Below are 19,194 nucleotides of genomic sequence, written 5' to 3' on the forward strand. Positions count from 1 at the left end.
CCTCGTAGCCCTTCATCCGGGCCTCGGCGACGCGGGAAGCGCCGCTGGCGGGGGCAGCAGAGAGGCTGACCGCGCCGGACGATGCTGCGGCATAGCTTTCGCCGGAGCCTGCCCGCATCAGCGCGCCGGCGGCCATGACTTCCGCCTTGATGGTCTGTTCACGGACGGCCGGCGCGGCAACCGTTTCGGCGCGTGCCTCGGCAGCGGCACCGCCGCGCACAAGATAGAGGTTCCCCATCTGCGCCATGCGGGTATAGCCGGGACTCACCACGGCGGCGGCAGGCATGGCCGGCGCCTTGCCTTCGTCGGCGCCGTCTCCCATCGCGTCGAAGGCAAGCTCCTTCGGATCGACATGGCCGAGATCGGAGCGGCCAAGATAGGAGACCGCAAGTTCGCGGAACACATAGTCGAGGATCGAGGTTGCGTTCTTGATCCGGTCATTGCCTTGCACAAGACCCGCAGGCTCGAAGCGCGTGAAGGTGAAGGCCTCCACATATTCTTCCAGCGGCACGCCATATTGCAGGCCGAGCGAAACAGCAATGGCGAAGTTGTTCATCAGACTGCGGAAGGCAGCCCCTTCCTTGTGCATGTCGATGAAGATTTCACCGATCCGGCCATCATCATATTCGCCGGTGCGGAGATAAACCTTGTGGCCGCCCACAAGCGCCTTCTGCGTGTACCCCTTGCGCCGGTCGGGCAGGCGCTCGCGGGTTTTCTCGGCAGCGACTACACGTTCGGCAAGGCCCATCGCAGCACGTTCCGCGACGATGCGGGCACGCTCTGCCTGAGGCTGCGCGATCAGCGTTTCAACGGCGCTTTCTTCCTCGTCCCCGCTCGCTTCATCTTCGAGAAGCTGCGCGTTGAGAGGCTGTGACAGTTTCGAGCCGTCGCGGTAAAGCGCGTTTGCCTTGATGCCGAGCTTCCAGGAAAGCATGTAGCTCTCCTTGCACTCTTCAACAGTTGCCGAGTTCGGCATATTGATCGTTTTGGAAATCGCACCAGAAATGAAGGGCTGGGCCGCCGCCATCATGCGGATATGGCTCTCGACAGAGAGATAGCGCGTGCCCGTACGGCCGCAGGGGTTCGCGCAGTCGAACACATGAATGTGCTCATCCTTGAGGCCCGGCGCGCCTTCAAGCGTCATGGTGCCGCAGACATGAAGGTTCGCCGCTTCGATTTCCTGCTTCGTGAAGCCGAGTGCGGAGAGCATGTCGTAATCGAGATCATCCATCGCATCGGCATCGAGACCGAGCGTCTGCGTGCAGAACTCTTCACCAAGCTGCCACTTGTTGAAGACGAAGCGGATGTCGTAGGCGGTCGCGAGCGCCGCCTCGACAGCGTCGATCTTCTCCTGCGTAAAGCCGCGCTCCTTCAGTCGCTCATGATTCACGCCCGGCGCATTGGCCAATGTGCCATGACCCACCGCATAGGCGACGATCTCCTCGATCGCCTCATCGGAATAGCCGAGCGTCCGCAGCGCCTGCGGCACGGCGCGGTTGATGATCTTGAAATAGCCGCCGCCCGCGAGCTTCTTGAACTTCACAAGGGCAAAATCAGGCTCGATGCCGGTCGTGTCGCAATCCATGACAAGGCCGATCGTGCCTGTCGGCGCGATGACGGTTGTCTGCGCATTGCGATAGCCATAACGCTCACCCATAGAGACAGCGAGATCCCATGAGGCGCGCGCATGATCCACAAGGTCAGACTGCGGGCAGGCCGATGCGTCAAGCGCGACCGGATAGACGGAGAGGCCTTCGTAGCCGCCATTGAGGCTGTGGGCCGCGCGCGAATGGTTGCGCATCACGCGGAGCATATGCTCCCGGTTTTCTTCAAAGCCCGGGAATGCGCCGAGTTCCTTTGCCATCTGTGCGGAGGTTGCATAGGCAACACCGGTCATGATGGCGCTGATCGCAGCGGTGAGCGCGCGCGCTTCCCGCGAGTCATAGCCAAGGCCGCAGGACATGAGCAGCCCGCCAATATTGGCAAAGCCAAGGCCGAGCGTGCGGAAGCGATAGCTGCGCTCCGCAATCTCGCGGCTCGGGAACTGCGCCATGAGAACGGAAATCTCGAGCACGATGGTGAGAAGCTTTACCGCATGTTCGAAGGCTTCCACATCAAAGCGGCCATCCGCTTCGCGGAACTGGATCAGGTTGATCGAGGCGAGATTGCAGGCCGTGTCGTCAAGGAACATATACTCCGAGCACGGATTGCTGGCGCGGATCGGTCCTGATGCAGGACAGGTGTGCCAGTCGTTGATGGTGGTGTGATACTGGATGCCCGGATCGGCGCTCGCCCAGGCAGCAATGCCGATCTTTTCCCAGAGTTCCCGCGCAGGAATGCGCTTCGTAACCTCGCCATTGAGGCGGCTCCTGAGCGCCCATTCCTCATTCTGCTCGACAGCACGGAGGAACTCGTCTGTCACCCGAACGGAGTTGTTCGAGTTCTGGCCCGAAACGGTGAGATAGGCTTCCGAATCCCAGTCAGTGTCATAAACATCGAATTCGAGATCGGTATATCCCTGCCGCGCGAACTGGATCACGCGCTGGATATAGTTTTCCGGTACAAATGCCTTGCGCGCAGCTACGATTTCGCGCTTCAGCGCCGGGTTCTTCTTCGGGTCGAAACAGGCATCGTCATCGGCCTCGCAGTTCACGCAGGCACGCATGATGGCGGAGAGGTGCTTGCGAGCCACCTTCGAGCCGGTGACGAGCGCGGCAACCTTCTGCTCTTCCTTCACCTTCCATTCGATGAAGTCTTCGATGTCGGGATGGTCGATATCAACAATGACCATCTTCGCCGCGCGGCGCGTGGTACCGCCGGACTTGATCGCGCCCGCTGCGCGGTCGCCGATCTTAAGGAAGCTCATCAGGCCGGAAGACTTGCCGCCGCCGGAGAGAGCTTCGTTCTCACCGCGCAAATTGGAGAAGTTCGAACCCGTGCCGGAGCCATATTTGAAGAGGCGCGCCTCGCGCACCCAAAGGTCCATGATGCCGTTCTCGTTGACGAGATCGTCATTCACGCTCTGGATGAAGCAGGCATGAGGCTGCGGAAATGCATAAGCCGTTTCCGTCTGCGCGGTGATACCCGTCTCCGGGTCGGTGCGCCAGTGGCCCTGCGCCGGACCATCAATGCCATAGGCCCAGTGAAGGCCGGTATTAAACCATTGCGGGCTGTTCGGCGCTGCGATCTGCGCGGCCAGCATGAAGCGATGCTCGTCGAAAAATGCGCGCGCATCCGCTTCCGTGTCGAAATAGCCGCCTTTCCAGCCCCAATAGGTCCAGGTGCCTGCGAGACGGTCAAAGACCTGCCGGGCGTCGCGCTCGGGGCCAAAGCGCGCGTCAGCGGGCAGGGCCGCGAGCGCTTCATGGTCCGGCTCATGACGCCACAGGAAGGAAGGAACACCTTCTTCCGGCACAGCCTTCAGAATGGCCGCGACACCGGCCTTGCGGAAATATTTCTGGGCGAGCACGTCACAGGCCACCTGGCTCCACTCGGCGGGAACCTGAATGTCCTGCAGATGGAAGACCACCGACCCGTCCGGGTTGCGGATCTCACTCGCCGTCGTCCTGAATTCGATGCTTTCGTAAGGCGACTGACCCTCGACAGTGAAGCAACGCTGGATACGCATCTGACCCCCGGATTTCCGCTCGTGAACGCTCGCCCCCGGCCGGGGAGGGAAGGGCATCCGGCCTGTTACCGGGGCGCAGAAGTCCGTTGCGCCAAGTCACTCTGGAATTCGGGTTTAAGACCTTGATTCCAAAAGACTTTAGCCGCCGAGACTGTTTTGCCCTGTTTGTGTGGCCGCTGTTTCTCTTGCCTCTCCCCCTCGGGGAAGACAAATCCTAGGAAGGACAGGCCGGGGTCGTCAAGCCAAAGCCGCAAGATGTAGCTATGACGGGCATTCCCGGCCACGACATACGGTGGCTCTCCCGGCGAATCGACAATTAACCCGGCAGAAACCTGCAGGATGGTACCAATCACTGAGAAACCCCCGAAAAGCGGAGCGCCACGTGGGCGATCGGAGCACAGCCTTCGGCAAAGAGCTGAAATCGCTCAAGGTTCTCATGGTTGAGGACAACGGGAGCATGCGTCTCCTGCTTCGTACCATGCTCAACACCTTCGGCATCACTCATGTTCGTCAGGCCCGCGACGGTACGGACGGGCTGATGGAGCTCCAGCTCCACGACATCGACCTCGTCATTTCCGACTGGGAAATGCAGCCCATGAACGGGCGGGATTTCATCACCAGTGTGCGCGCGGTGGGCAATGAGCCGGTTTGCTTCACACCCATCATCGTGCTGACGGGTCACGCCTCCCACTCGCTCATCAAGGAAGCCTTCGAGATCGGCGCCACCCATCTGCTGGTGAAGCCCGTCACCCCGGCGAGCCTCCTTCACCGCATCGAATGGGTGCTGAATGACGCGCGGGAATTCACTGTGGCCGGCGATATTTACCGCCAGCCCATGATTTTCAAGGAGCGCGAGGGGTTGCGGCGCACGCGCGAAGTCGGTCAGACGACCTGGGCGCTCGAATAAACCCGCAGCAAGGCTGGACTGGACATACCCCCGGTGCCATATTCTGCCCGTTTTCCGGCCCGCGTTTGCCGGAATCGCGGCTAGAATAGAGTTCGGGCTGAGGCCGTCTGCGCCCACCGCTTCCAACAGGGTTCGCCTTCATGGGTTTGTTTTCGGAAATTTTCATCTGGTGGCATGGCCAGACCATGGGCACGCGCTTCTACACATGGCGCAAGGGGCGCCTCGTGGGCGAGGACGAGCAGGGCAATAAATATTACGAGGCCAAGGATGGCGCCTCGGTCGGCGGCTACAGGCGCCGCTGGGTGATCTATAACGGTCAGGTCGAGGCGTCGCGTGTGCCGCCGGATTGGCATGGCTGGCTGCACCACACTGTGGATACGCCGCCGACCGAGGAGAACTACACGCCTCGCGAGTGGCAGAAGCCGCATGTGCCGAACCTCACCGGCACGCCGCATGCCTATCGCCCGGCTGGCAGCCTCCTCAAGGGCGCCCAGCGCCCGCAGGCAACGGGTGACTACAAGGCCTGGCAACCGGAATAATTCACCACGCCCGCGCTCGCGCGGGTGCCATTGAGGAAAACCATGCAGAGCAATCTCGTCGAAACGCTGATCGGTACGCTGGTTGTAGCTGTGGCAGCCGTCTTCCTTTTTTATGGCTACTCAACATCCGGCATGCGCAGTTCATCGGGCTATCAGGTGAAGGCAGCTTTCAGCGCGGTTGACGGGCTGGCCACGGGAGCGGATGTTCGCCTCTCCGGCATCAAGGTCGGCACAGTGGTGGCCCAGCAGCTCGACCCCGAAACCTATCAGGCGATGGTCACACTCGACATTGCGAGTGATGTCAAACTGCCGGATGACACCAGCGCCAAGATCACCAGTGAAGGTCTGCTGGGCGGCAGCTATATCTCGCTCACCCCCGGCGGTAGCGAAGAGCTTCTGACGCATGGCGGCGAGATCATGTTCACGCAAGGCTCGCTCGACCTGATGAGCCTGATCGGTCAGGCCGTCTTTTCCGCGACGGATAGCGACAAGAGCAACTGAGCAGCCTCCTGAGGCGGCGCCGGAGCGTTTCGATGAAGCATCATCGCCTTTATCCATCACTCGCGGCCGTGCTGGCGCTTGTTGCGCTTTCTGCCGCGCCTGCGCTTGCCGACAAATATCCCGTCGCCGTTTTCAGCGGTCTCGACAAGATCACGGCGCGCGTCGCGAGTTTCGATGCGCGGGTGGGGGAGCCTGTGCAATTCGGCTCGCTGGAAGTGCTGGTGCGTGATTGTGACAAGAAACCGCCCGAAGAAACACCGCGCACGGCGACCTATGTGGAGATCCGCCAGCTTGAGCGCCACGATGACAAGTCGGAAGGCGAGGCGGCCGCACCGCATGATGACGATGCAGAGGCCAATGCGCCCATCTTCAAGGGATGGATGTTTGCCGAAAATCCCGGCCTCAACGCGCTGGAACACCCCGTCTATGATATCTGGCTGACGGACTGCAAAATCTCTTCCGGCGCGGTATCGAGAGCCAGCGAATAAAAATCCGCATCCGTCGCAATGGCGCGGGCGAGCCTCTCGCGATAGGCCTCACGCGAAATTTCCCGCGCTCCGAATTGCGCAAGATGCGTTGTCACGAATTGCGTATCCAGCAGCTTGTAGCCGCCCCGGATGAGGCGCGCGACAAGATAGACAAGTGCAACCTTGCTCGCATCCGTCTCGCGCGAAAACATGCTCTCGCCAAAGAACGCCGCGCCGATTGAGACGCCGTAAAGCCCGCCAACGAGCTTTCCGTCCCGCCAGCACTCGACAGAATGGGCGTGCCCGCGCTCATGCAGTTCCGTATAAAGCTCGAGAATGCGCGCGTTGATCCAGGTGCCATCGCGCCCCGGTGCGGCTTCCGCGCAACCAAGCATCACCTCACGAAAGCTCGTGTCGATCCGCACGTCAAAAAGACGCTGGCGAATGGTGCGCTTGAGGCGGCGGGGGACGTGAAACTTGTCCAGCGGCAGAACACCGCGCGCTTCCGGGTCAATCCAGTAGAGCTGCGGGTCATCACGCGACTCCGCCATCGGAAACACGCCATAGGCATAGGCGCGCAGCAGCATATCGGCATCGATCTCGCTCATGCCTGCTACCTTAGCCTGTCACCGGCGCGTGGCCAGATCAGGACTTCTGCTTCAGGAAATCTTCGAGCCAGTGAATGTGATAGTCGCCATTCATGAAGTCCGGCTCGTTCACCAGTTCCTGAAACAGCGGAATGGTGGTCTTGATGCCGTCAATCACGAATTCATTCAGTGTCCGGCGCAGGCGCATCAGGCACTCGTTCCGGTTGCGCCCGCTCACCACCAGCTTGCCGATAAGGCTGTCGTAATAGGGCGGGATGCGATAGCCGGAATAAACGGCGCTATCAACGCGCACACCAAGCCCGCCCGGCGTGTGAAAATCCTTCACGGTGCCAGGGGAGGGAGCGAAGGTCTTGGGGTCTTCCGCATTGATGCGGCACTCAACGGCATGGCCGTTGAACTGCACATCTTCCTGCCGGAAGCTCATTTCCATGCCCGCTGCAATGCGGATCTGCTCGCGCACGAGATCAATGCCGGTGATGGCTTCCGTGATCGGATGCTCCACCTGCAGGCGCGTATTCATTTCGATGAAGAAGAACTGCCCGTCTTCATAAAGGAACTCGACAGTGCCGACGCCGAGATAACCGAGCTTCTTGATCGCGCGGGCGACGATGCCGCCGATCTCTGCACGCTGCTGCGCATTGAGCGCGGGCGAGGGGCATTCTTCCAGCACCTTCTGGTGGCGGCGCTGCAGGGAGCAGTCGCGCTCTCCCAGATGCGCTACATTGCCATGCGCATCGGCAATGACCTGCACCTCGATATGGCGCGGCTTGCTGAGATATTTTTCCATGTAGAGCGAGTCGTCGCCGAAGGCCGCCTTCGCTTCCGCGCGTGCTGTGGAAAGGGCGTTGGAAAGCTCCTCCCTGGAGTGAGCGACCTTCATGCCGCGTCCGCCGCCGCCTGCCGCAGCTTTCACGAGGACGGGATAGCCCGTCTCTTCGGCCACCTTATAGGCCTGCTCATTGGTCGTGATGGCACCATCAGAACCCGGCACAACGGGAATGCCCAGTTCCTTCGCGGTGACCTTCGCCTGGATCTTGTCGCCCATCAGACGAATGTGATCGCCGCTCGGGCCGATGAAGGTGATGCCATGCGCCTTCAGAATGTCGGCAAACTTCGCGTTCTCCGACAGAAATCCGTAGCCTGGGTGAACCGCATCCGCGCCGGTGATCTCGCAGGCGGAGATGATAGCGGGAATATTGAGATAGCTCTCGCTTGCGGGGGCGGGGCCGATGCACACGCTCTCATTGGCGTGGCGGTCATGCATCGGATTGGCATCCGCCGTGGAGTGGACGGCAACCGTCTTGATACCCATCTCGCGGCAGGCACGATGGAGACGCAGCGCAATCTCGCCGCGATTTGCAATGAGAACCTTCTCGAACATGCGACGGGGTCCGTCCCTTACTCTATGACGAAAAGCGGCTCGCCGAACTCGACCGGCTGGCCGTCGTCCACGAGAACCGCAGTGAGCTTGCCGGAGCGCGGAGCCGGAATATGGTTCATGGTCTTCATCGCCTCGATGATGAGGATCGTCTGCCCCTCGCTCACCATCTGGCCCGCCGTGACAAAGGGCTTTGCACCAGGCTCAGGTGCGAGATAGGCGGTTCCCACCATCGGCGAGGTGACGGCGCCCGGATGAGAAGCTGCATCGGCAGCCGCAGGTGCGGCGGCAGGGGCGACCGGTGCCGCAGCAGGCGCTGCTGCCGCAGCCGGGGCCACATGTGCCACGGTCGGCGTGATCTGCCGCGCCACGCGCAGCTTGAGATCATCCGTCTCAATTTCGATTTCGCTCAGATCCGTCTCCGTGAGGAGGGCTGCGAGTTGCCGGATCAATTCCTGATCAACGCCTGATTTGCTCATCTCGCTCTTCTTGCTTTCCTGTTTACGCGCGGACTTGCCGTCTTCAATGGATTTGGGCGGCGTGGTTTTCGATGCCAAGGCGTGTGCCCTCTAGAGTTTGGATTTGATCGCCTCAAGCGCGAGCTCATAGCCGATCGTCCCCAGACCACAGATCACGCCCGTTGCAACGGATGAGATCGTGGAGTGATGACGGAAGCTCTCACGCTTATAGACATTGGAGATGTGAACTTCGACCACCGGCATATCGAGCGTCGCCAGCGCGTCATGGATGGCAATCGAGGTGTGAGAATAAGCGCCCGCATTGAGGATGAGGCCGCTCGCCTTCTGCCGTGCCTCATGGATCCAGTCCACAAGCTCGCCCTCATGGTTGGACTGGCGGCAGACAACGGCAAGGCCCAGCGCCTTCGCCCGCGCGGCTACCTGCTTCTCGATATCGGCAAGCGTGGTCGAGCCGTAAATATGCGGCTCGCGCAGGCCGAGCAGGTTCAGGTTCGGCCCGTTGAGCACATGGACCGGCTTTACCGCTGCTTTCGAGCTGGATTTGGCCATCTCGTCGAAGGCTTCCTGCATGGTCCCGGGCCGGAAAATCCAGCAGAGGACCGGGTTATGGATGGGGAACCTATCATGCGGCAACAAGGCGAAAATATGATGCTGCCCGCGGCTTTGCTCCCCCGAATCGTGGCTTTCTTTATACGCAAAGCGCCGGGTCAGTAAAAGCCTTGTTCTCCAAGGGGTTGGGACCGGGCGGGGGCATGGCCCCATTGCTTGCCCGCACCTTGAACTTCGCGCGCCCCTCCACCATTATCCGCCGCAACGGAAAGGCACGCGATATCCTATGAAACTCACGGTGAACGGTGAATTGCGCGAGGTGGAAGCACCCATGACGGTGCTGGGCCTCATCGAGAGTTTCGGCTTTGCGCCGCAAAAGATTGCGATTGAACTCAATCTTGAGATCGTGCCGCGCTCGGCCTATGGCGAAGTCATGCTGAAAGAGGGCGACCGCCTCGAGATCGTGAAATTTGTCGGCGGCGGCTAGGGCTCGATCATCAACAGGGTAAACCGGGAGTAACTGAAGTGACCGAAGCGGCAACGCGTATCGACGGCACGGCGGATGACGACACATTCATTGTTGCGGGCCGCAAGCTGAAATCGCGCCTCATCGTCGGCACGGGAAAATATAAAAGCCTCGCCGAGAACGCCGCTGCGGTGGAAGCCGCAGGCGCCGAGATCGTGACTGTCGCCGTGCGTCGCGTGAACATCACCAATCCCGACGAGCCGATGCTCGTGGACTATATCGACCCGAACAAGATCATTTATCTGCCGAACACCGCAGGCTGCTACACGGCGGAAGATGCTGTGCGCACCCTCCGCCTCGCGCGTGAGGCAGGTGGCTGGAACCTCGTGAAGCTTGAAGTGCTGGGCGACCAGAAGACGCTCTATCCCGACATGGTCGAAACGCTGCGTGCGGCAGAGGCACTGTTGAAGGATGGTTTCGAGGTGATGGTCTATTGCACCGATGATCCCATCATGGCGAAGAAGCTCGAAGATATGGGTTGCTGCGCAATCATGCCACTGGCCGCTCCCATCGGCTCCGGCCTCGGCATCCAGAACCCGATCAACATTCGCCTCATCATCGAGCAATCGAAAGTGCCGGTGCTGGTGGATGCAGGCGTCGGCACAGCCTCAGACGCCGCCATCGCAATGGAACTCGGCTGCGACGGCGTGCTGATGAACACGGCCATTGCCGAAGCCAAGGACCCGATCCGCATGGCCCGCGCCATGAAACTCGCGGTGGAAGCAGGACGCCTCGCTTATCTGGCTGGTCGCATGCCAAAGAAAATGTATGCCGACCCGTCATCCCCGCTGGGCGGGTTGATCTAGGGACGGCTCTTTCTGGAGCACTTCACCGCCCGGACTGACCAGCACCTTCCCGTGCCGTCCGCCCGTCTGGGCGCGGATAAGAGCGTCGCGGATATCTTCGATGGCATAGACGCTATCGACCGGAGCATGGATCGCACCCTTGCGCATCTGTTCGCCGAGTTCGGCATAGATGGCGCGGATTTCTTCGGCGCTGCGCCGTGCCATGAAGCGGCCGAGCATGAATCCGGTGAAGGTCATGCCGCGGAATACGACATCGGCGACCGAGACCGAAGGCGCTTCGCCGCTCATGGAGCCATAGGTGCAGATCGTGCCTTCGTCGCGCAGGCAGGCGGCAATCCGCGCCGTTGCTTCGCCCGACACGGCGTCGAGGCCGAGCGAAATATCAGCGCCGCCTGTTGCCTCTCTCACGCGCTCGGCAAGGTTCGGTCCCTCGGTGAGGCAGATATCGGCGCCCAGTGCCTCTAGTTCGGGAAAAACGTCGTCGCGCCGTGTGACGTTGATAGTGCGAAGGCCGCGCGCTTTTGCGAGTGTGATGACGAGGCGGCCCACGGCGGAATTCGCGACGTTCTGGATCACCCAGTCACCGGGCTGCAACGGAACAAGATCGGAAAGCATGAGAAGCGCGGTCGGCGGATTGATGCGGAGCATCGCCGCCTGACGGAGATCAAGATCAGCAGGAATGGGAACGGCATCTTCCGCCCTCACGCGGCGGCGCGCGGCCCAGTTCTCACGAGCAAGATTGATGACGAGATCACCCGGCTTCACATGCGTCACGCCATCACCGACGGCGCTCACCCGGCCGACACATTCTGCACCGGGCGTTGCGGGGAGGGGCGGGCGGATGCGGTAATTGCCGCGACAGAAGCCGATATCTGCCGGGTTGATCGGAAAGGCGATGACATCGAACACGACTTCCTGCGGGCCAGGTGCGCCGACATCCGGCACATCCACGCAGCGCGCCACATCTTCCGGCACGCCATAGGCGTCAAGTACGATCCGTTTCATCTCCCGCCCCGTTTGTGAAGTGTCAGCCGCCGCGCAATGCGCTCACGATTTCCGTCAGCCGCTCTTCATCCACCATGCCGGGATGAAGTGCGCCGCCAGCGATGAAGGCAGGCGTCCCGTCAATGCCGATGGCTTCGGCGATGCGGTACGCGCGACTCACGCGATCAGCAAGGGCAGGGTCTTTCATGTCCTCGCGCATCTTCGCGACATCAACGCCAGCTTTCTTCGCAATGGCATTAATTGCGTCCGAGTCGAGATCGCCCTTATGGGTGTAGAGGCCCTTGTGCATCTCCAGGTAGCGGCCCTGTTTCTGCGCGGCCATCGCTGCTTTTGACGCCTCCATCGAGGCGGGGCCGAGAATCGGAAACTCTTTCAGCACAAGACGGATATTGCCGTCCTTCTCGATGAAGTCCATGAGTGGCTGGAAGCTCCGCTTGCAATAGACGCAGCGATAATCGAAGAACTCGACAAGCGTGACATCTCCCTTGGGATTGCCCGCGACGAAATCTTCAGCGTCATTGTAGAGCGCCTTGCTGTGTTCCTTCACGGCATTGCGCGTTTGCGACATGCGATCATCCTCGCTGCGCCGCTCAAGTTCCTCAAAGGCCTTTACCAGCACTTCCGGGTTGTTGACGAGATAGTCGTGGATAATGCGCTCAATCTCCGCCTCTTGCTTGGCGGTGAAGCTGTCTGCCTGGGCAGGGGCCATGAACGGCAGGAAAAGAAAGAGGGCAAGGAACGCACGGCGGAGAAATGAGGTCATATGTCTCGTCTTCAAGAGGGGAAAATATCAGCCGCGCCGTTCAGGCATGGGCTGCATGGCAATATCCTGCGCGCGCAGCCATTCGGGGCTGCCCTGCCGGAGTTCGCGTTGAGCGCGAACAGCATGGGCTTTCGCTTCCTTCACGCGGCCAAGGGTGTCGTAATATTGCGCTGTCGCAAGTTCCGCCATACCGATGTCGTTGAGCTGCCCATAGGCGATGGAGAGCTGGAAATAGGCATAGGGCTGGTTGCCGCTCTTTGAAGCGGTGATGAGATGTTCGATCGCCTTTCTGGTGGATGCCTCATCGCCACGCGCCGCAAGCGCACGGCCATAGCCGAGGTGCAACTGTTCATCCGTGGGCTTCAGCTCCACCGCCTTGCCATAAGAGGTGATGGCGTCTTCCACCTGACCGCTTTCGAAGTAGATCTGCCCCTGAACTTCCCAGACATAGGGATTGTTCGGCTGGTTCTTGAGAACGGGCGCAAGCTCCGTCAAGGCGCGGTCAAGCTGGCCGGTGCGGTGATAGGCGACCGAGCGCGCATAATGCGCATAGTCGCTCGTATCCGATGCCGGGAAGCGGCGGAACACGACATTCGGTTCATCCAGAAAGCCGAACAGCTTTGCCTGCACCATTTTGAACTGGTGAACGCGCTCCGGCGGATCGGGCTTGTCGAAATAGGGGGATTCCTTCACCCGCGATTCAAGCGAGGCAAGGCGCTCGCCCGACATGGGGTGAGAGCGCGCATAAGGGTCCTGACGACTGGCAGAAAGCAATTCCTGATCGCGCATCGAAGCGAAGAGATCGAGCATGCCCTGACCGGAAAGTCCCGCACGCTGCAGGAAGGTGGCACCTGCCTGGTCGGCACTTGCTTCCTGTTCGCGGGTAAAGGCGAGAAGGCTGCGCTGCGCGAGGTGCTGGCTGCCCATGATGAGCGCCATGCCTGCATCACCTGCACCGGCGGCAATCGCCCCCACACCGAGGATCATGGATGCCATGACAGGCATTGCCATGCCTTCAAACTCTTCGCGGCGCTTCACAAGATGGCCACCGGACATATGCCCCGTTTCATGTGCGATCACGCCGATGAGTTCGCCCGGCGTTTCCACGGTGGTGATGAGGCCCGTATGGAAGAACATTTGCTGACCGGCCGCGACGAAGGCGTTGAGATTGCGGTCATTGACGAGATGAATTTTCACAGCCTGCGGGTCTATTCCGGCTGCCCGCAGAACAGGGTCGGAATATTCGCGGAGCATCGTCTCGGTTTCAGCGTCGCTGACGATGGCAATCCCCTGCGCACGCGCCTCGCCCGCAAGGGCAATGCAGAGCATGAATGCGGCACCCATAAGGGCGGTGAGGATCTGTTTGCTGCTACTCAAGTGAGCCATTCGTTCCGGTTCCGCCTTTATCTCGTTCACCCCATTGACGCCGCTGTCTCGGCGGGATTGAACGGTAGGGGTGGGCTTGCAAGCCGTCAATCTCGCGGCAGTGCCAATCACTGTACCGGCCACTATATATGAAAACGCTGCAAAGGGCCGATTCCGGCGCGGCGCCTTTCAAGGCTATATATGACGGGGAATCTGGGGCGGAATATGACGGAAACAGGCGGAGTAGAGGGGCGCGCGGGAATGGAATCGAATTTTGAAAAGCGGGTGCCGGGCGGCCGGCGCGCTCTGCCGCTCGCGCTTGCCGCGATGCTCACGCTTGCCGCCTGTGCGGAACAGGCACCGCGCCATACAGACAGCAAGACAACAGTCGGGCTGGGTGTTGAAACCCGCACGGAGCGCCTAGCGCGCATCTCGGGCCGGGACGGCAGCTCGTCGGATGGAAGTGATCCGCGCTTTGCGGGAGCGGCTGTCGCTGATGAACCCGCAGCGGCGCTGATTGCCCGGCAGGTGCTGGAGCAGGGCGGCAATGCAGCCGATGCGGCAACGGCGATTTATTTCAGCCTCGCCGTGACCTATTCGGGGGCAGCCGGGCTTGGCGGTGGCGGCCTCTGTTTGGTGCATGGTGCGGGCGAAAAGACGGTCGAAACGATCTCCTTCCTCCCCTCGGCCCCTCGCGGCGGGGGCACTATTGCCGTACCGGGCAATGTGCGCGGCTTCTCCTATCTCCATGCGCGCTATGGAAAGGCGGCCTGGAGCGCCGTCGTTGCCCCTGCCGAGCGGCTTGCGGCAACCTCCCATCCGATTTCGCGCGCAAGTGCCATGCAATTTGCCACTGCCTCGTCGATCATCGCGGCATCGCCTGGCCTTTCCGCCACTTTCGCACCGGGCGGCAAACTCGCGGGCGAACGGGACGTCGTGTCGCGGATCGAACTCGTGCCCACGCTTGCCCAGATCAGAAATCGCGGCGCAACGGGCTTCTATAGCGGGCAGGTGGCGCAGCGCCTCGTGGAAGCCGCGCGTGAAGCGGGCGGCGCACTGGAAGAAAGTGACCTCCGGGACTATCGCCCCTTCGTCGCCCCCGCCCGCGCCTTTGATGCAGGCGAAACAAAAGTCTGGTTGCCCGCAGGCGAGATCGGCGCAGGTACATTTGCCTCCGCGCTTTGGGCGGAAAGCGGAAAAGCGTCTCCGTCGGAGCTTGCGCGTGTTGCCGTGGAAACGGCGAGGCGGCTCGGTGCCAATCTGCGATCAGGTGACAATCATGGCTCTACCTCTTTCGCCGCTGTTGACGGCAGAGGCGGTGCGGTTGCCTGCGCCGTCACCATGAACGGGCTTTTCGGTGCGGGGCATGTCGCAGCGGGAACCGGCGTTCACTTCGCAGCAAGCCCCGCCTCAGACGCCGGATTTGCATCCGCCTTTCTCGCACCCCTCATTGTAACGGATTACAGCGGCGCGACAGTGCGGCTCAGCGCGGCAGGCGGTGGTGAGCCGAAAGCTGCGGCGGCAACACAGCATCTTGCCCGCAATGTTCAGTCAGTGGAGGACGCGCGCAATGCACTGGCAGAGGGCCCCACGGATAATTTCTCTCCCGCCAGTGGTGTCGTCTGCCCCATCCGCGTTTCGGCCAATACATGCGCTGCTCTCGTCAATCCGAATGGAAGCGGCATGGGCGTGATGGGCATGAACACGAACTGAGAAACAGTCAGAGGAAATGAAAAAGGCCCGGAAAAAATCCGGGCCCTTTTTTTGTTTCTGGAAGGAAGAAGGGCTTACCGCCGCTGCCACCAGCCGCGCCGTGCAGGGCGGGCGGCGTCGTCTTTCTCAGGCGCGCTTTCCTGTGCAGGCTCTGCTTCGTCCGTTGCCGGAGCCCCAGTATCTGTCTCTGCCATCTCGACTGCAGCTTCTTCCGTTGTCGTCGAAGGGGCCACAGCTTCCACTACAACTTCTTCGTCGCTATTGTCGCCTGCTTCAGCTTCCTCTACCTCGGCATAAGCTCCGGACTCGGCGGCTTCAGCGTCCCCTGTCTCCTCGTCATCATTCTGCTCGGCCTCGTCATGGCGCGAATAGGAGAGGAGGATCGGGGCTTCACCGGTTGCCTGCGGATCGGCGGTGCTGAACTCCGCTTCGGCTTCCGTGCTCAGAATGGTGTCTTCATCCGTATCCGCGATGGACCCGTCTTCCTGACGGCGGCGGTTCCGGCGACCGCCACGGCGGCCACGACGGCGACGCTTGCGCGGTTCGCCATCGCCATTTTCCTGACCATTCTCGCCATTGGCCTGCTCGTCGGCATCGGCATTTGAGGCTTCGTCGCCCTCAGCCTGGTCGGTCTCGCTGTCGCTGTCCTGTTCCTCGTCTGAGGCTGCGCGCGCGGAGCCGTTCTCGCCATTGGCGTCCCCGTCACCATTGCGGCGACCACGGCGACGACGCTTGCGGCGGCGGCGCTGACCGTCTTCCTTGTCGTCGGAAGAAGTAGAGGCTTCCGCCTCATCGGTGTCTTCGGACTCCGTTTCCTCAACATCCGGCTCATCTTCTTCGGTGTAACCGCTTTCGACGTTAATAGCGCCTTGCGCCGGGCGGGCGCGGGTAAGGGCGCGGGCTTCTGCCGGCTCGACCTTGTGCTCAGACCCAGCAAGCGACGCATCTGCCTCGACATAGACCGAGGTGCCATAGCGTTCTTCAATGTCGAGAAGGTTCGCGCGCTTCTGGTTCAGAATGTAAAGTGCAACATCGGTTGGCACCTTGACGGTGAAGGCGGAGGCGCGGCCCTTGACGGCTTCCGCTTCCACGCTGCGGAGCACATGAAGAACCATGGACTCGACCGAGCGCACGAGACCCGTGCCGGAGCAATGCGGGCAGATGATGGTCGAGCCTTCAAGAACGCCGGAGCGCATCCGCTGGCGCGACATTTCGAGGAGGCCGAAATGGCTGATGCGACCGACCTGAATGCGGGCGCGGTCATGCTTCAGACAATCCTTCAGCTTGCGCTCGACCGCGCGATTGTTGCGGTTCTCATCCATGTCGATGAAGTCGATCACGATGAGGCCCGCAAGGTCGCGGAGGCGCATCTGGCGCGCAATCTCTTCGGCTGCTTCCAGATTGGTCTTGAGCGCGGTCTGCTCGATATTGCGCTCTTTCGTGGAGCGGCCCGAGTTCACGTCGATGGAGACAAGCGCTTCCGTCGGATTGATGACGATATAGCCGCCTGACTTCAGCGTAACGACCGGGTTGAGCATCGAGTCGAGTTGTTGCTCGATCTGATACTTCTGGAAGAGCGGCTGCTTTTCCTTGTAGGGCTGAACATTCTTCGCATGGCTCGGCATGAGCATGCGCATGAAGTTCTTTGCTTCCTTGTAGCCCTCATCACCCTCGATCTGGACAGTATCAATATCCTTGTCATAGAGGTCGCGGATCGACCGCTTGATGAGGCTGCCTTCCTCATAGACAAGGGTAGGGGCGGTGGATTTCAGCGTCAGTTCCCGGACGCTCTCCCACATGCGCAGAAGATATTCGTAGTCGCGCTTGATCTCTGCCTTGGTGCGCTTTGCACCCGCTGTGCGGATGATGAGGCCCATGCCTTCCGGCACGTCGAAGGATTCTGCAATCGCCTTCAGTTTCTTACGATCCGCCGCAACGGTGATCTTGCGGGAAATGCCGCCGCCCCGCGCCGTATTCGGCATGAGCACGCAGTAGCGACCGGCAAGCGAGAGATAGGTGGTGAGCGCCGCCCCCTTGTTGCCGCGCTCTTCCTTCACGACCTGCACAAGCAGAATCTGACGTCGCTTGATGACTTCCTGGATCTTGTAGGAGCGATAATTGGTCCGCTGCTTGCGCGAAGCGGTCTCTTCCATCGCATCTTCGGCGCCGACGCTTTCGACTGTTTCGTCGGAATGGACGACTTCCGTCTCGCCCCGGTCAGGCGTGTCGTCGGACGTGTCATTCTCGTCGTCCGCATCGCCATTTTCTTCCGGGCCATTTTCGGAAGTGCCGTTTTCGGCGGCGTCGGGCTTGGCCTCTGCCGCCTTTTCTTCTTCCTCTTCCTCACGGCGCGCTTCATCGGCCTGCTGCTTCAGCAGTGCCTCACGATCAGCCACGGGGATCTGGTAATAGTCGGGATGGATTTCGCTGAAAGCAAGGAAACCGTGCCGGTTGCCGCCATATTCGACGAACGCCGCCTGAAGCGAGGGTTCAACGCGCGTTACCTTGGCAAGATAGATATTTCCTCGAAGCTGTTTCCTGTTCTCGGATTCAAAATCAAATTCTTCAACACGATTGCCGCTGACGACCACCACCCGGGTTTCTTCCGGGTGGGTCGCATCGATGAGCATTTTCTTTCCCATAAGGAATGTCTCCACGGCGCAAACCGTCGCGTGCTCTCCGTCGCATTCTCATGCGTCCGGCAAGCCGCGCTCCTGCGCCTGTTGTTTGGGCCTGCCGGGTCGCGCCGACACCTTGAAGGTGCGTCGGGACAGCAGCGGGCGGGTTCTTGAATGAAAGGGCGGGGACAACCCGCGCGGCCGGGCGCGCAACCGAACCGGCTTCCGTCGCGGGAAAAATCCATCGCGTCGGCCGTTCGGTGTGCTGTCTGACTGCGTCGTGCATCTCTACCTTTGGTGCACCCATGAAGACGCCGGGTGCCGGCGAAGCTCGTCCTTGCGCCATCTGGCGAGGGGAGCCTGTAATCTTCGCAATGCGCGCTTTGGCGTTGTCCCCGGCATATTGGCCGTTCTCGGGAAACCGCAGGGCCCGCGCTGTCCGCTATCGGTTTGCCCAGAGGGCGGGCCGGTGCGCAACTTCTGCCCGAAACTGTCGATCCGTCCGGCGATACAAGTCTGCCGGATGGCAAAGCCGGAGCCTCTCATAGCCGAGACTGCGACCGTTATCCGGTTTTACCTTTAGCCGCTCTGATTTGGCAAGCGGCGTAAGGCGGGCCGGACAAGTCATCAAGGACCCGGCTATTAACCATTCTTCCCATTGAAACTTCGTAAATTTTGGACGTAGTAACCTTTTTTGAAGTAATCTTTGACAATTACTGATTTGGGTTGCTTCGCCTCGGGGCAATCCGCCGTACCTCCGGCTCCCGGCCCTGATGGGCGGAATCGGGGGATTTGCCGGTCGCGGACCGGCTCGTCGGGAAGGGGTCGCCAGGGGCCGTGCCTCGCGCGGCGGGTATTATATGAGTTTGGGACGCTTTTACGGGGGGGTACGGTCAGGCGCGCGAATCATGTTCGCGGCCTTTTTCGCCATTTGCCTGTCCCTTCCTGCGGCGGCGGAGCCCGAAGGCACGCAGAACCTCGACGAACTCCTGAAAATCCTTGAGGCCGACCTTCGCGCGGGTGATGTCGCCGCCGTCAACGATGCCATGAGCACAGGCGCGCTGGGCGACGGGGCCGTGCCGGTGGCACCCGGCACACCGCCCGGTACAAACGGCGCCGTGACCTCCATCCGCCTCGGTGATCACGGCCACCAGACCCGCTTCGTTATGGAAGTCGCGGGCGACGTGCCGGTCGAATACCGCGTCTTCACGCTGGCTGACCCCTATCGCGTCGTCGTGGACATCAAGGGCGTGCCCTTCAACCTCGTTGAGGGGGCAGCCGCCGCCAACAAGGGGTTGGGCTTCGTAACCGGCTACCGCTATGGCCGCTTTGAAGCGAATAC

The 19,194-nt window shown here is 61.0% G+C and carries 17 protein-coding genes; 8 read left to right on the top strand and 9 right to left on the bottom strand.

All coding sequences use genetic code 11. The features are described 5' to 3' along the window. The coding region (locus WBF74_RS05740; protein ID WP_424436524.1) for a vitamin B12-dependent ribonucleotide reductase at positions 1 to 3,628 on the bottom strand (3,628 nt) is incomplete at its 3' end. 382 nt (positions 3,629 to 4,010) lie between these two features. On the opposite strand from WBF74_RS05740, the gene WBF74_RS05745 reads away from it, so the two are divergent. From WBF74_RS05745 to WBF74_RS05760, 4 genes are all read left to right on the top strand, one after another. Continuing rightward, on the top strand, positions 4,011 to 4,535 hold the full coding sequence (locus WBF74_RS05745; protein ID WP_424436527.1) for a response regulator: 525 nt from the start codon (positions 4,011 to 4,013) through the stop codon (positions 4,533 to 4,535). A gap of 140 nt (positions 4,536 to 4,675) precedes the next feature. Next, positions 4,676 to 5,074, top strand: coding sequence for an NADH:ubiquinone oxidoreductase subunit NDUFA12 (locus WBF74_RS05750; RefSeq protein ID WP_424436530.1), 399 nt, complete (start codon positions 4,676 to 4,678; stop codon positions 5,072 to 5,074). Between the two features lie 42 nt (positions 5,075 to 5,116). Then, positions 5,117 to 5,575 (top strand): outer membrane lipid asymmetry maintenance protein MlaD, encoded by a 459-nt coding sequence (gene mlaD / locus WBF74_RS05755; RefSeq protein WP_424436533.1) that lies wholly within the window; start codon positions 5,117 to 5,119, stop codon positions 5,573 to 5,575. A gap of 32 nt (positions 5,576 to 5,607) precedes the next feature. Continuing rightward, the gene (locus tag WBF74_RS05760; protein WP_424436536.1) at positions 5,608 to 6,063 is read left to right on the top strand and encodes a DUF2155 domain-containing protein; all 456 of its coding nucleotides are present in this window, start codon (positions 5,608 to 5,610) and stop codon (positions 6,061 to 6,063) included. On the opposite strand, the gene aat is transcribed toward WBF74_RS05760, so the two are convergent. The 4 genes from aat to aroQ all read right to left on the bottom strand — a co-directional run bounded on the left by aat (position 6,000) and on the right by aroQ (position 9,056). Then, complete coding sequence (gene aat / locus WBF74_RS05765; RefSeq protein WP_424436539.1) at positions 6,000 to 6,650, bottom strand: leucyl/phenylalanyl-tRNA--protein transferase; 651 nt, start codon at positions 6,648 to 6,650, stop codon at positions 6,000 to 6,002. The two genes, WBF74_RS05760 and aat, sit on opposite strands and share 64 nt — an antisense overlap. 37 nt (positions 6,651 to 6,687) lie before the next feature. Next, on the bottom strand, positions 6,688 to 8,031 hold the full coding sequence (gene accC / locus WBF74_RS05770; RefSeq protein ID WP_424436542.1) for an acetyl-CoA carboxylase biotin carboxylase subunit: 1,344 nt from the start codon (positions 8,029 to 8,031) through the stop codon (positions 6,688 to 6,690). A 17-nt stretch (positions 8,032 to 8,048) separates the two neighbouring features. Further along, the gene (gene accB, locus WBF74_RS05775; RefSeq protein WP_424436569.1) at positions 8,049 to 8,507 is read right to left on the bottom strand and encodes an acetyl-CoA carboxylase biotin carboxyl carrier protein; all 459 of its coding nucleotides are present in this window, start codon (positions 8,505 to 8,507) and stop codon (positions 8,049 to 8,051) included. 90 nt (positions 8,508 to 8,597) lie between these two features. Further along, positions 8,598 to 9,056: a type II 3-dehydroquinate dehydratase gene (gene aroQ, locus WBF74_RS05780; RefSeq protein ID WP_424436545.1), complete on the bottom strand. Its 459-nt coding sequence runs from the start codon at positions 9,054 to 9,056 to the stop codon at positions 8,598 to 8,600. Between the two features lie 286 nt (positions 9,057 to 9,342). Between aroQ and thiS the strand changes: the two genes are divergently transcribed. Both thiS and WBF74_RS05790 read left to right on the top strand, forming a co-directional pair. Beyond that, positions 9,343 to 9,543, top strand: coding sequence for a sulfur carrier protein ThiS (gene thiS, locus WBF74_RS05785; protein ID WP_424436548.1), 201 nt, complete (start codon positions 9,343 to 9,345; stop codon positions 9,541 to 9,543). Between the two features lie 59 nt (positions 9,544 to 9,602). Next, positions 9,603 to 10,388: a thiazole synthase gene (locus tag WBF74_RS05790; RefSeq protein WP_424436572.1), complete on the top strand. Its 786-nt coding sequence runs from the start codon at positions 9,603 to 9,605 to the stop codon at positions 10,386 to 10,388. On the opposite strand, the gene WBF74_RS05795 is transcribed toward WBF74_RS05790, so the two are convergent. Genes WBF74_RS05795 through WBF74_RS05805 form a run of 3 tightly spaced genes read right to left on the bottom strand, consistent with a single transcriptional unit; the run spans position 10,362 to position 13,533 of the window. Further along, the gene (locus WBF74_RS05795) at positions 10,362 to 11,393 is read right to left on the bottom strand and encodes a zinc-dependent alcohol dehydrogenase family protein (RefSeq protein ID WP_424436551.1); all 1,032 of its coding nucleotides are present in this window, start codon (positions 11,391 to 11,393) and stop codon (positions 10,362 to 10,364) included. The two genes, WBF74_RS05790 and WBF74_RS05795, sit on opposite strands and share 27 nt — an antisense overlap. Before the next feature lie 22 nt (positions 11,394 to 11,415). Further along, entirely contained in the window at positions 11,416 to 12,156 is a 741-nt protein-coding gene (locus WBF74_RS05800) for a DsbA family protein (RefSeq protein ID WP_424436554.1), read from the bottom strand. Positions 12,157 to 12,183: 27 nt separating this feature from the next. Continuing rightward, entirely contained in the window at positions 12,184 to 13,533 is a 1,350-nt protein-coding gene (locus WBF74_RS05805; protein WP_424436557.1) for a M48 family metalloprotease, read from the bottom strand. 249 nt (positions 13,534 to 13,782) lie between these two features. Between WBF74_RS05805 and WBF74_RS05810 the strand changes: the two genes are divergently transcribed. Further along, a complete protein-coding gene (locus tag WBF74_RS05810; RefSeq protein ID WP_424436560.1) occupies positions 13,783 to 15,234 on the top strand; it encodes a gamma-glutamyltransferase in 1,452 nt (483 codons plus the stop codon). A gap of 74 nt (positions 15,235 to 15,308) precedes the next feature. Here the strand turns inward: WBF74_RS05810 and WBF74_RS05815 are convergent, their stop codons facing one another. Next, a complete protein-coding gene (locus WBF74_RS05815; protein ID WP_424436563.1) occupies positions 15,309 to 17,876 on the bottom strand; it encodes an Rne/Rng family ribonuclease in 2,568 nt (855 codons plus the stop codon). A gap of 884 nt (positions 17,877 to 18,760) precedes the next feature. On the opposite strand from WBF74_RS05815, the gene WBF74_RS05820 reads away from it, so the two are divergent. Then, on the top strand, positions 18,761 to 19,194 hold a 434-nt coding region (locus WBF74_RS05820; protein ID WP_424436566.1), incomplete at its 3' end, for an AMIN domain-containing protein.

The organism is Parvibaculum sp., from assembly GCF_049672805.1.
Taxonomy (GTDB): domain Bacteria; phylum Pseudomonadota; class Alphaproteobacteria; order Parvibaculales; family Parvibaculaceae; genus Parvibaculum.